Here is an 11,981-nt window from a genome sequence, read left to right as displayed (position 1 = left end):
CTCACCTATAGGCTACAAACAAATAAAAGTTATTTCCCCCGCAATTTGTCTGGTATACAATATGCACGAAACCACTAAAATTGATATGATATTAAAAATCTAAAATCTAAAATCTAAAATCTAAAATGGCATTACCTCCCGGCAGTTTAGGTTTACCCCTAATTGGCGATACCCTCAACTTTTTGCTAGATTCCCAATTTGCCAATAAACGCCACCAGCAGTACGGGCCCATTTTCAAAAGCAGGATTTTCGGACAGCCTACCGTGTTTATGTGTGGCCAAGAGGCTAATTTGTTTGTTTTAAGCAATGACAACCAATATTTTGTTGTGGCTTGGCCTGCCAGCACGAGAGCGCTTTTAGGGCCGCTTTCCTTGGCGTTGCAAACGGGTGCTAGCCACCAAAATCGGCGTAAGTTGCTGTACCAAGCGTTTCAGCCGCGAGCTTTGGGCGGGTACATCGGCGGGATGGAAAATATCACTCAGCGCTATTTAGAAAAATGGGCGAAAATGGAAACCATGACTTGGTATCCAGAACTGAGAAATTACACTTTTGATGTTGCGGGTAAGTTGTTAGTAGGGATTGAAAATGGTTCGGAAACGCCGCTAGGACATTATTTTGAAACTTGGTGCAATGGTTTATTTTCGATTCCTTTAGATGTGCCTTGGACTCAGTTTGGCAAGGCGAAAAAGTGCCGCAAGCTGCTGTTGGCAGAACTTGAAAAGATTATTCGCGATCGCCAGCGAGGAACCCCTAGTGGCAATGATGCTTTGAGTTTGCTGATTTCGGCTCGCGATGACGAGGGAAATAGTTTGAGTTTGGATGAACTAAAAGATCAAGTGCTGTTGCTGCTGTTTGCGGGACACGAAACTTTAACTTCGGCGATCGCCTCTTTTTGCCTTCTCCTAGCTCAAAATCCCGATGTGATGGCAAAAGTGCGGGCCGAACAGCAGCAGTTCCCCACAAGTGAACCCCTAACATTGGAACAGCTCAAACAAATGACTTATTTAGAACAGGTTATGCGAGAAGTGCTGCGTTTAGTTCCACCGGTGGGAGGTGTTTTTCGGACAGTAATTAATGCTTGCGAGTTCGGCGGCTATGAAATTCCCAAGGGTTGGAGCGTGATTTCTGGGATTAATCAAACCCATCAGGATAGTCAACTTTATCCTGAACCCGATCGATTCGACCCCGATCGATTTAGCTCGGAGCGATCGGCTAAACCGTTCAGTTACGTGCCATTTGGTGGAGGTTTGCGAGAATGTTTGGGCAAAGAATTTGCCCGGTTAGAGATGAAGTTGTTTGCGGCAAAGATTATTCGGGAGTTTGAATGGGAGCTTTTACCGGATCAAGATTTGAATTTAATCCGAGTACCGACTCCTCATCCCCGCGACGGTTTGCGAGTGAAATTTCGGCGGAACTATTCTTAAGAACAGGCTTTCCTGCCTGTTCCACAATAGGTAAATGTTCTTGTGGGGTGGGCACGCGAGCGTGCCCAGAAACCCTTATTGATAATGGTGCAAGATCTCAGTCTCAATCAACATCCAATTGCATCGGCCCCAAATACTTAGTTAAATAAGGAGAAAAAACCTCATAAATCAGCGTCAGTGGCTTCCCGTGATGCCAAAACAAATAGTGTCGCCCCCAAAAAGGCCCCGACTGTTCAAAAGCTGATTCCAAAGCAGCCGAATTACCCAAATAAATGCCTTGCACGTCCCGATACAATTCTGTGCGCAGCCGCGCTAAACTGGCCCAAATTGGCAAAGATTTATTTTGTAAATATTCATCTACATGGCTCGCTTCCCACCAAGAAGTCGCATAGGCCAAGCGCTGTCCCGAAGCAGTCCGCAGCCACACTTGGCGGCGCAGGCGCGGCCCCGGAACGGCGACAATTTGCTGGGGCGCGCCGTCTGCGTCTTCACCCACTAAAGACATATCGATGACATCAACTTCTGTGGGTTCCCCTGTCAGCAGTTGCAGGTGACGGGTGGGGGAACCGTCGCCTAGGAGCAGTATTTGCCATGCCGGTGCGAGCTTGGCGTGGGGCAAACCCTTCTGTACTGCGTCTTCGGCTCCTTGCCACAGGGGGTTGAGAGCGTGCCAGGTGCGGCTGTTTTTGGGTGTGAATGTTGCAGTCAAGGGTCTTTACAAAACTTAATTTTTTATTTATTATAACGCTTCTTCAATTATCCACTCAAAAATAAAAAATTGCTCGACCGAGGACGATCGCCCATAGGATGTCCGGTTAAATAGTTATAATACTTCTGTTCGGGATTTTTATTCTTCCTTCTTCCTTCTTTCTTCCTTCTTCCTTCTTTCTTCCTTCTTCCTTCTTTCTTCCTTCTTCCTTCTTCCTTCTTCCTTCTTCCTTCTTTCTTCCTTCTTCCTTCTTCCTTCTTCCTTACTTCTTCCTTCTTCCTTCCACTATATGTTACGAATAACCGAAATAAAACTCCCCCTAGATCATCCTCAAGATGCGATCGCCAGCGCCATTCTCAAAAAGCTGCAAATTCCCCCCGAAGAATTGCTCGGCTATTCCATCTTCAAGCGCAGCTACGATGCTCGTAAAAAAGCAGAAATCCTCCTTGTCTATATTGTGGATGTAGAGACGACACAGGAAAAGCAACTTCTCCAACGCTTCAAAAAAGATCCTCATGTAATGGTTACACCAGACACGAGTTATCGCTATGTAGCGCAAGCCCCCAGCAATTTGACGATTCGCCCCATTGTGATTGGTACAGGGCCGTGCGGTATGTTTGCAGGTCTGATGCTGGCACAAATGGGGTTTCGCCCCATCCTTTTAGAACGCGGAAAAGCAGTGCGCGATCGCACGGTTGATACCTTTGGATTTTGGAAGAAAAAAGCAGAATTTAACCCAGAATCTAACGCCCAGTTTGGCGAAGGCGGTGCGGGTACTTTTTCCGATGGCAAACTCTACAGCCAAGTTAAAGATCCTCAGCATTATGGGCGCAAGGTGCTGACGGAACTTGTGAATGCGGGAGCTTCACCGGAAATTTTATATATTAACAAACCGCATATTGGCACGTTCAAACTGGTGGGAATTGTCCAAAGTCTTCGCGCTCAAATTGAATCATTAGGCGGAGAAATTCGGTTTCAAACTCGTGTGGAAGATATCCACATCGAAAAGGGAAAAGTGCAGGGGCTTACCCTAGCCAGCGGAGAATATATTGCTAGTAATTATATAGTTCTGGCGGTCGGACACAGCGCCCGCGATACTTTTGAAATGTTGTTTTCTCGCGGGGTTTACATCGAAGCAAAACCATTTTCTATTGGTTTTCGGGTCGAACATCCCCAAACTATCATCGATCGCTGTCGTTTTGGCGATCGGGCAGGCCATAAGCTTTTGGGCGCCGCCGATTACAAACTGGTTCACCATTGCCAAAACAATCGTTCTGTATATAGTTTCTGTATGTGTCCCGGTGGTTTGGTAGTGGCGGCTGCGTCAGAACCGGGGCGACTTGTCACTAATGGGATGAGTCAATATTCTCGCAATGAACGCAATGCTAACAGCGGGATTGTGGTGGGTATCACGCCGGAGGATTATCCCGGTCATCCCTTAGCAGGAATTGAGTTTCAGCGTCGTCTAGAAGAACGGGCATTTGAGTTAGGAGGTGGCACTTATAACGCCCCTGGGCAGCTTGTGGGTGATTTTTTGGCAAATCGCCCTTCCACGGCGCTAGGCGCTGTGCAGCCGTCTTATACACCGGGAGTTGTGATGACAGATTTGAGCGAAAGTTTGCCAGATTATGCGATCGCAGCTATCCGCGAAGCACTTCCGGCTTTTGACAAACAGATTAAAGGATTTGCGATGGATGATGCGGTTTTGACTGGCGTGGAAACGCGCACTTCTTCACCAATTCGGATTAAACGCAAGGAAGATTATCAAAGTTTGAATACAGAAGGTCTTTATCCTGCTGGGGAAGGTGCAGGATATGCGGGTGGAATTCTGTCGGCGGGGATTGATGGAATTAAGGTGGCGGAGGCGGTTGCTTTGAGTATTTTGCAATCTTCAAACCATAAAATTTGATGCGGGATTTGAGGATTTTTAGATGGTTTGAAGATTGTCGTCAAATGTCAACTGTCAACCGTCAAGTCTGTTCAAACAGCAGCTAAACGCGATCGAATTTCGGTATCGGTATACTCAGGCGTCCAGCCTTCTTTGGTGGTAAAATAGCGCACCGCTTTAATTTTCCGGGCTGCTGTCAAATAAAACCAATGTTCTGTATTCGCCGGCACGTTGATAAATTCTTCCGGCTGCACTGTGAGTTCGACTTGGCTGCCGTCGGGCCGCACGAAGCCGAAAATGCCCTCGCCTGCTACGATATAGCGGACTTCATCATCGGCGTGGATGTGGCACTTGTTGAATTTGGACAGCATGGTGTCGAGGTTGGGAATGTCTGGGTGCAGTACGAGTAAGTCGCGATCCTGATAGCCTGCACTTTGGTTTAGCTGTTGAAAGTAGCCGTCGAGAGCTTGCAGCACTTGCTCTTTTTGATTGTCGTCAAGAGCATCTTTCGCTAACAAATTTTGAATTTCAGCGCTGTCACCCACGGGCCAGCGGTTGAGTTGAATGTTTAAAGGCGCGAGTTCGCGCGCAATGTCGCTTAATTGAGTGTAGGTTGTACCGTTTTCGAGTTGCAGGATAGCCATTTTTGCACGTTCCAATTTTTGGATGAGGCGATAAACAGACACAGCGAAAGATGTTTGTCGATCGCGCCTGTACCAGAATCACCATTTTAACGCTAATTTGAACAGGCTTTCCGGCCTGTTCCACAACAGTTGAATATTTGTCGCGATAATATTATAAGTCAGGCGCCAGCTAGCACCAGCAGCGATGGCATTACTGATATCTTAAATGTAACTTTTGCAACAACTATGCCTACTTATACGGGAATTTCTAGCGAAGCATTTCAGCATCCCCTCGATCGGCAAGCTGAGGAAGCGCTGCGCAGCGTACCTGGATTTGACTTAATTGCCAGCAAATTTGTAGAATTTGTCTACGAACGACCGCAATTCGTTTACCTAATGGGAAATAGCATTCAAGTCGGTCCACGCCAATATGCCAGCATTTATCATATATTTCGGGAGTGCTTGCAGGATTTAGATGTTTTTCCAGAACCGGGTTTGTTTGTTTCTCAGAATCCCTCAGTTAACAGCTATGCCCTGGGGAAAAACCAGCCTTATGTAGTATTAAACACTGGTCTTTTAGACTTGTTGGAAGAGCCAGAAATTAGGGTAGTATTGGCTCACGAGTTGGGACACATTAAATGCGGTCATCCAACTTTAAATCAAATGGCGACGTGGGCAATGAGCGTTGCCTCGACAATTGGCGAGATGACTTTCGGGCTGGGAAATATGGTCGGCAGCGGTTTAATTTACGCTTTTTATGAGTGGCGCCGCAAGGCTGAATTGTCGGCAGACCGGGCGGCTTTGTTGGTAACGGATGACTTGAACAGTGTGATGAAGACGATGATGAAACTTGCGGGAGTTAGCAGTAAATATGCTGACCAATGCAGTTTGCAAGAATTTATCCGCCAGTCTGACAACTATCAAGAGCTCGATCGAGACAACCTCAATCAAGTGTATAAATTTTTACTTTACAACGGCGGGCAAGGCGCGATGCTGAGTCACCCGTTTCCAGTGGAACGCCTGCGGTATTTGCGAGATTGGGCAAGTTCCGAGGAATACCGCCAAATCAAGCTGGGGAACTACAAACGGGCTGTAGCTGAGGGTGCGGTTGATGTGAAGTCTCAGGCATCTGCCAGCGAAGCAGAGGCGTTGCGGCGTCAGATTGAAGAGTTGCAGCGGGAAATCGACGCGAGACGTAAATCGCGGCACTAATCCTGGTCCCAGGCAACAGCGAGGCAGAGCCTCTGGATCTCGGTTCCCAGGCAGAGCCTAGGAACCAGTTAATCCTCGCAATCCTCGTCCCCAGGCAGAGCTTGGGGATGCAGATCTAGAGGCTCTGCCTCTGCCTCACCGAGAACAGCGAAATCCTCATAAAATGAAAACAAAAAATTACTGACACTATGCCTTATGAAGCTTACGATTATCGGTTGTGGCTATGTTGGGACTGCTCTGGCTAAATATTGGCATCCAAAACCAGATCATGTTGTTACAGTAACTACCACAAGCAAGGAACGTGTAGTAGAGCTTGAGGAAGTAGCGGCGCGGGTGGTAGTGATGAAAGGGAATGACGCTGCTGCTGTACAGTCCTTGGTGCAAAATCAGGACACTATTCTTGTCAGCGTTGCACCGATCAGTGACCGCCAAGTCAGTGGAGAAACTTACGCCGAAACCTATCTTCCCACGGCGAGAAATCTGATCGCATCCTTGGCAGGTGCTACTACGAGCAAGCAGGTTATTTACCTGAGTAGTTGCTCCGTCTACGGTAACCAAAATGGGGATTGGGTTGATGAAGAGTCCCTTGTAGCTCCCATCAGCTTACACGGGAATATTCTATCTGAGACAGAGCAGATTTTGTTACAGGCTAATCGTGAAAATGTCAGAGTTTGTATTCTGCGCTTGGGGGGAATTTACGGGCCAGGTCGTGACATGGAAAAGCGCTTTCGGTCTGTTGCTGGCACATCCCTTTCAGGAACGGGTAAAAACTTTACGAATTGGGTTCACCTCGACGACATTGTTTCAGCGGTGGAGTTTATGCGAGAAAAACGATGTCAAGGTATCTACAATTTGGTTGACGATCAGAAGATTACCATAGGAGAGCTGTCGAACCAAGTGTGCAATTTCTACAATCTCCCCCAGGTTTTGTGGAACCCTTCACAATCCAGCATTCGTGGCAATAATGTGCGTGTAAGAAATCAGAAAATCAAAGCAATTGGTTATCAATTGATTCATCCTAACATAGTGATTTGAGCAAAAAGCTGTGGTTACTTGCTTTTACTTTTCCGACTCATCTGCTAGGTATAACAGTTGCAACGTCAAGCTAGAAAAATCTCCCTCCTCGTCATATTTAACAATCAGTTGTTGCAGATGAGAAGTTGTCACCAGCCAATTGGCTACAAGGAAAAAGTCGGTACCAATACTGACTTTTTCAGGACAGCTCACAGAAATTCCATCTGGTAAAAAGAAAGTTTCGTTTCCTTCCCAAGGCCAATGCAACTGAGTTGGCACAGGAGACGAAACTTGTAAATCAGGGGTCATGGTAACAGAGGTTCCTTGCCAATTGCCGCTCAAATTTCTTTCAGGCAATACATCGAGTTCAGTTGACCAATATTTACTAGGAAATCCAGCAGCATCCTCACGAATACTCGCTGTTCGCATTAAGTTCCAGTTAGCGTCATAAACGATGCCTACACTATGTCGTAAGTTCTCGTATCTAAAAAATAACTCTAATCTCAAATACGAGTCCCTTTTTAATTGTTTTGTTACCCAGGTTGCCGCCCCCTGTTCAAAGTAAATTCCTCTTAACGACTCGCGTGCCGGGTGAAAGTGTCCATCAGCTAAGCTATTAGATTCCTGGTTATATTCCCAATTTTCTTCCTGAATTCTGCCGTCAGCATACATGTACCGATTTGTTTGAGCAATTTCAGTTTGCTCTGGATTGCTCTGAAAGCTTCTCAGGCTTTTAAACGACTCAATAACTTCTCCTTGGGGAGAATATCTTGTCCAAATTCCGTACCAATCATGCAAATGGTTGGTACATAAATTCTGCCAATTTTGTGCTTTTAGATCTATCATATCGGCTATTCCCTGATTGCAGCATTATCTCTAATGCAAAATCTACTATGAAAGATGTCTTGATTCACTCACGTCTACCCTCATTTAGGCAAATATTCACCAAATTTTCGAGGGTTAATTCTGGGAATTCATTCACTCGATTTTCGAGAAAAGTGCCACTACAATCAATTCCGTCATACCTGATGTTCCGCGCTCTTACTTCAGTACCCAGAAAATGGAAAAACTCCATATGAGTCCAACCATTTTTATATTTGGTAATCATCCGGCACATATCATTACCGATAGAGGTAATTGGACACTCAATACTCTCCTCCCCTAAGTAGCCTACTTCACGAACTATGTACTCTGGACAAGCATGGAGAACTGTAGCCATCTCATTCTCTAATTTCCTCTCAGTAACATTCCAGACTTTGAAGTTATGGTGGACTGAAATACCCTCCGGAAATAGGAATTTTTCTGAGGATATCATCTCATTACTAAACTGGGTGTATCGCACTACCTTGTCCCCATTGTCATAAACGTACCAACGGCGACCTTCCCATTTACCGAGTGACCTCTTAAAGAACTCTACTCCGTTCATTTTTTCCTCTCCATCGGCTGAACTGTATCAGTAATTTATGTTACTTCTTTTCCTCGTCCCCAGGCTCTGCCTGGGGATGCAGATCTAGAGGCTCTGCCTCTGCCTCACCGAGAACAGCGAGGCAGAGCCTCTGGATCTCGGTTCCCAGGCAGAGCCTAGGAACCAGTTAGTAGGGGCAATCCCCTGGTAGTTGCCCTCCGATCGAGATTATTTTCGAGATTTAGCGGATTTGGGGAAACTAGGAAGGTAAAAGGAAGGTGGGCAAGTGAGAGACTTACTCGCAACTCGCCTCCAATCTAAAAACTGTCCTCTCCTTTCTGAAATCTGTTTCTGAGGAAGTGTAGTTTAAATCAAGAGAAGATTATAACTCAACCGGGCTAGGTGAAAAATGATTATTGATAAAGCAATGAATACTAACAAGCCAACCTCTAATTTTTTCGGCAACGTGGGAAAAGTCGCGATCGCCCTGACTGTCCTAGCAGCCGGCATGGCATTTACAAATCCTCCGAGAGACAAATATCTAACTTATGCTTCCGGCGTACTCGAAACCGAGTTGGAAAGCACTGTGTGCAAGGATTCTCGCGTGCCCCAAGCTTTGAGCGGCGTTGCACAGACTTTGATCGGCAGTTGCAAGAATTTGCTGACTTCGCAGCGGAGTACGATCGAAAGCTTGCTCGACAATACAACGCAGCGTCAGAACTTAGGTGTTGCCAGTATTTACACAACTGAAGTGGGCAAAAAAAGCTATCAAACGGTTGGAGCTTTTGGGAATTTCGTGACCCTGCCACCTAGTTCTGAAAATGCTCAAAAATAGAGTCAAATTAAGTTCAATTGTAGAAACCGGGTTTTGGAGAAAGCCCGGTTTTTATTTACGTAATTCTATCTAAGTAAATTTCAATAAATTCGGATACAGGCAGCACATATTTTTAATCAAACCCGCTATTAGAACCAAAATATTAAGTTTTCTTAAAGAAGAAAAGTTATTGTCCCACTTAATATTAACATGAACGCTATAAAGTTTGATGTTTAACAAATAAGCAGATGACAATGCAATTAAGTAAGGGTGAGAGATTTAATATCTCTAAAGAAGCACCCGGTTTAAAAAAAATGGCAATCGCGCTCGGTTGGCAGGTGACAGAGGCAGGACAAAGCTACGAGATTGATGTCTCTGCGTTTATGCTAGGTGCTGACGGCAAAATACCTAACGATAAATATTTTATCTTTTACAATAATCTGCAATCCTTTGACAGTTCGGTACTGCAATCGATTCCTGAAACAAACAACCAAGGTCAAGAGAATAAGACTATTTACGGCGTTATCTTAGAAAGAGTTAATCCTGAAATTGAGGAAATAACTTTTGTTGTGACTATTCACGATGCAGAGAAAATTAATGCAAATTTTAGCAATATCAAAAATGCTTTTATCAAAATTAGCAATTTGGATACGAAAAGCGAACTGGTTCGGTATGAATTAAAAGAGAATTTTTCGCGAGAGACTGCTGTAGAATTTGGTCGTTTGTATAGAAAGAATGGAGAGTGGAGATTTCAGGCGGTAGGAGCAGGATATCAGGCTGGATTGCAGAGTTTTGTTGACAAGTATTGCAGCTAAAACAGTAATAATATTGCTCCAATTACTAACGAGTTGGCAGCGGGAACAGCAGATGATTTGCAGTTCCCGGCTGGGGAGTTGGACGTGAAGCCAGAACCGGAAGCGGAACAGTTTCGTCTGGAGATTTTGGTAAATTTGTTACCTTGCTACCTAGTTTTGAAAATGCTCCAAACTAATGTCAAATTAAGTTCAATTGTAGAAACCGCTTGGGGCAGAAATTCCGGTTTTTACTTAGGTAATTCTCTCTAAGTAAATCTCAATAAATTCAGATACAGGCAGCAGATATTTTTAATCAAGCCCGCGATTAGAGAAACTCTGTTAAATTTCATTAATTAAAGAACTTATTGTGCCACGTAACATTAAGATTAGGAATATAAAATTTTAGGTTTAACAAATAAGCAGATGGCAATGCAATTAAGTAAGGGTGAGAGATTTAATATCTCTAAAAAAGTGCCTGGTTAAAAAAAAATGGCGATCGCCCTCGGTTGGCAGGTGACAGAGGCAGGACAAAGCTACGAGATTGATGTCTCGGCGTTTATGCTAGGTGCTGACGGCAAAATACCTAACGATAAATATTTTATCTTTTACAATAATCTGCAATCCTGTGACGGTTCGGTACTGCAATCGATTTATGACAAAAATAACCGAGGTCAAGAGAATAAGACTATTTACGGCGTTATTTTAGAGAAAATTAATCCTGAAATTGAGGAAGTGACTTTTGCTGCCACTATTCACGAAGCACAGAAAATTAATGCAAATTTTAGCAATATCAAAAATGCTTTTATCAAAATTAGCAATTTGGATACGAAAAGCGAACTGGTTCGGTATGAATTAAAAGAGAATTTTTCGCGAGAGACTGCTGTAGAGTTTGGTCGTTTGTATAGAAAGAATGGAGAGTGGAGATTTCAGGCGGTAGGAGAAGGATATCAAGCAGGATTGCAGAGTTTGGTTGACAAGTATTCCAGCGGAAATAGCAATAATATTGCTCCCATTAGTAGGGAGTTGACAGCGGGAACAGCAGCAGATGATTTGCAGTTGCCGGCTTGGGAGTTGGAGGTGGATTCAGAACCGGAAGCGGAACAATCTCGTCAGACTCGAAGGGTACAACCATCACGACTTAACAATCAAGTTAATAATTCGCGAAGCCGCAAAATACCCGCAGCTTTATTAGCAAGTTTAGGCGTTTTGATGTTGGGAACAGGTGCAGGGATGAGCGCCGTTATGCGATCGGGAAATGAAACGCTGAAGCAAGCGAAAATACTGGCAGTTGAAACGCAGAATGCAGGGAAAGTCACCGATGTAAATCTGCTCAGAAGTTTCGATCGACGACTTAAAGAAACGATCGCCAATTTAGAGAAAATTCCTAACTTCCCCGGCTTTGGGTATCAACAAGCTAGAGCAGATTTGCTGCAACTGCGCCCGAATTTGGTTCCAGTAGCGCAAAATTTACAGGCTGCAGAAAGTCTAGAAAAAGCTCAACAATTGGCGATGGAAGCTGCTGTAGTTGTGCAAAAACCGCCTCATCCGATGGAAGTTTGGCATCAGTCGCAAAGTAAATGGCAACAGGCGATCGCACTTTTAGAAGCGATCGATTCACGTACACCTGTTTATAATCTAGCTCAAAATAAGTTATCTAATTACCGGGCCAATCGCGCTGCGATCGGTCAAAGAGTGGCGATCGCTCAAAAAGCCGCAACTTTCAGCAACCAAGGTTCTTTGAAAGTTCAAAAGGGAGATGTTCCGGGGGCTATCGCCAATTTTACTCAGGCTTTAGCGCTGAATCCGAACATACCTCAAGCTTACCTCGGATTGGGGATTGCTACTTCCAAACAGGGAAACAAGCAGCAAGCAATTTACAATTACGATCGAGCGCTGCAATTTAATCCTAACTTGGCAGAAGCTTATTTCGGTCGCGGTCAAGCATACTATGAATTGGGGTAATTGCTCAACTAGGGCAAAAAAGGGAGCGATCAGTAGAGAGAGCTTGTTGAATAGATTGATAAGCCGTCAAGCCCTGACGCTTGCCAGTATTAACAACTGAACGAACAGCAGCAAACAAATCTCGCCCCCATTCCGA

General features: G+C 44.8%; 12 protein-coding genes. 8 read left to right on the top strand and 4 right to left on the bottom strand.

What is annotated here, in order from left to right; genetic code table 11:
* The first annotated feature begins 125 nt into the window (after positions 1–125).
* Positions 126–1,424: a cytochrome P450 gene (locus QUA13_RS11670; RefSeq protein WP_333198531.1), complete on the top strand. Its 1,299-nt coding sequence runs from the start codon at positions 126–128 to the stop codon at positions 1,422–1,424.
* A 103-nt stretch (positions 1,425–1,527) separates the two neighbouring features.
* On the opposite strand, the gene QUA13_RS11665 is transcribed toward QUA13_RS11670, so the two are convergent.
* Positions 1,528–2,133: a chorismate lyase gene (locus QUA13_RS11665; protein WP_333189301.1), complete on the bottom strand. Its 606-nt coding sequence runs from the start codon at positions 2,131–2,133 to the stop codon at positions 1,528–1,530.
* Positions 2,134–2,422: 289 nt separating this feature from the next.
* On the opposite strand from QUA13_RS11665, the gene QUA13_RS11660 reads away from it, so the two are divergent.
* Positions 2,423–4,042 carry an NAD(P)/FAD-dependent oxidoreductase gene (locus tag QUA13_RS11660; RefSeq protein ID WP_333198529.1) on the top strand — a complete coding sequence of 540 codons (1,620 nt, stop codon included), beginning with the start codon at positions 2,423–2,425 and terminating at the stop codon, positions 4,040–4,042.
* Between the two features lie 71 nt (positions 4,043–4,113).
* Here the strand turns inward: QUA13_RS11660 and QUA13_RS11655 are convergent, their stop codons facing one another.
* A complete protein-coding gene (locus QUA13_RS11655; protein ID WP_333189298.1) occupies positions 4,114–4,665 on the bottom strand; it encodes an acireductone dioxygenase in 552 nt (183 codons plus the stop codon).
* 225 nt (positions 4,666–4,890) lie between these two features.
* Here QUA13_RS11655 and QUA13_RS11650 point away from each other — a divergent pair, with 225 nt between their 5' ends.
* Positions 4,891–5,856, top strand: coding sequence for a M48 family metallopeptidase (locus QUA13_RS11650; protein ID WP_333198527.1), 966 nt, complete (start codon positions 4,891–4,893; stop codon positions 5,854–5,856).
* Between the two features lie 195 nt (positions 5,857–6,051).
* The gene (locus QUA13_RS11645; protein WP_333151958.1) at positions 6,052–6,891 is read left to right on the top strand and encodes an SDR family oxidoreductase; all 840 of its coding nucleotides are present in this window, start codon (positions 6,052–6,054) and stop codon (positions 6,889–6,891) included.
* A 24-nt stretch (positions 6,892–6,915) separates the two neighbouring features.
* On the opposite strand, the gene QUA13_RS11640 is transcribed toward QUA13_RS11645, so the two are convergent.
* Positions 6,916–7,716: a DUF3598 family protein gene (locus tag QUA13_RS11640; RefSeq protein WP_333151956.1), complete on the bottom strand. Its 801-nt coding sequence runs from the start codon at positions 7,714–7,716 to the stop codon at positions 6,916–6,918.
* Positions 7,717–7,780: 64 nt separating this feature from the next.
* Positions 7,781–8,296: a hypothetical protein gene (locus tag QUA13_RS11635; protein WP_333198525.1), complete on the bottom strand. Its 516-nt coding sequence runs from the start codon at positions 8,294–8,296 to the stop codon at positions 7,781–7,783.
* 388 nt (positions 8,297–8,684) lie between these two features.
* Between QUA13_RS11635 and QUA13_RS11630 the strand changes: the two genes are divergently transcribed.
* The 4 genes from QUA13_RS11630 (at position 8,685) to QUA13_RS11615 (ending at position 11,845) form a co-directional block, all read left to right on the top strand.
* Positions 8,685–9,110 (top strand): DUF4359 domain-containing protein, encoded by a 426-nt coding sequence (locus QUA13_RS11630; protein ID WP_333198523.1) that lies wholly within the window; start codon positions 8,685–8,687, stop codon positions 9,108–9,110.
* 233 nt (positions 9,111–9,343) lie between these two features.
* A complete protein-coding gene (locus QUA13_RS11625; protein ID WP_333198521.1) occupies positions 9,344–9,904 on the top strand; it encodes a TerD family protein in 561 nt (186 codons plus the stop codon).
* 33 nt (positions 9,905–9,937) lie between these two features.
* Complete coding sequence (locus QUA13_RS11620; protein ID WP_333198519.1) at positions 9,938–10,153, top strand: hypothetical protein; 216 nt, start codon at positions 9,938–9,940, stop codon at positions 10,151–10,153.
* Positions 10,154–10,372: 219 nt separating this feature from the next.
* Positions 10,373–11,845 (top strand): TerD family protein, encoded by a 1,473-nt coding sequence (locus QUA13_RS11615; protein ID WP_333198517.1) that lies wholly within the window; start codon positions 10,373–10,375, stop codon positions 11,843–11,845.
* Positions 11,846–11,981: the final 136 nt, after the last annotated feature.

It is taken from the genome of Microcoleus sp. S28C3 (genome assembly GCF_036700785.1).
GTDB lineage: Bacteria > Cyanobacteriota > Cyanobacteriia > Cyanobacteriales > Microcoleaceae > Microcoleus > Microcoleus asticus.
This window is presented reverse-complemented; position numbering and strand designations above follow the sequence as displayed.

Coding starts and splice junctions, on each gene's coding strand:
- QUA13_RS11670 (WP_333198531.1), top strand. CDS start 126: ATGGCATTACCTCCCGGCAGTTTAGGTTTACCCCTAATTGGCGATACC.
- QUA13_RS11660 (WP_333198529.1), top strand. CDS start 2,423: ATGTTACGAATAACCGAAATAAAACTCCCCCTAGATCATCCTCAAGAT.
- QUA13_RS11655 (WP_333189298.1), bottom strand. CDS start 4,665: ATGGCTATCCTGCAACTCGAAAACGGTACAACCTACACTCAATTAAGC.
- QUA13_RS11650 (WP_333198527.1), top strand. CDS start 4,891: ATGCCTACTTATACGGGAATTTCTAGCGAAGCATTTCAGCATCCCCTC.
- QUA13_RS11645 (WP_333151958.1), top strand. CDS start 6,052: ATGAAGCTTACGATTATCGGTTGTGGCTATGTTGGGACTGCTCTGGCT.
- QUA13_RS11640 (WP_333151956.1), bottom strand. CDS start 7,716: ATGATAGATCTAAAAGCACAAAATTGGCAGAATTTATGTACCAACCAT.
- QUA13_RS11635 (WP_333198525.1), bottom strand. CDS start 8,296: ATGAACGGAGTAGAGTTCTTTAAGAGGTCACTCGGTAAATGGGAAGGT.
- QUA13_RS11630 (WP_333198523.1), top strand. CDS start 8,685: ATGATTATTGATAAAGCAATGAATACTAACAAGCCAACCTCTAATTTT.
- QUA13_RS11625 (WP_333198521.1), top strand. CDS start 9,344: ATGCAATTAAGTAAGGGTGAGAGATTTAATATCTCTAAAGAAGCACCC.
- QUA13_RS11615 (WP_333198517.1), top strand. CDS start 10,373: ATGGCGATCGCCCTCGGTTGGCAGGTGACAGAGGCAGGACAAAGCTAC.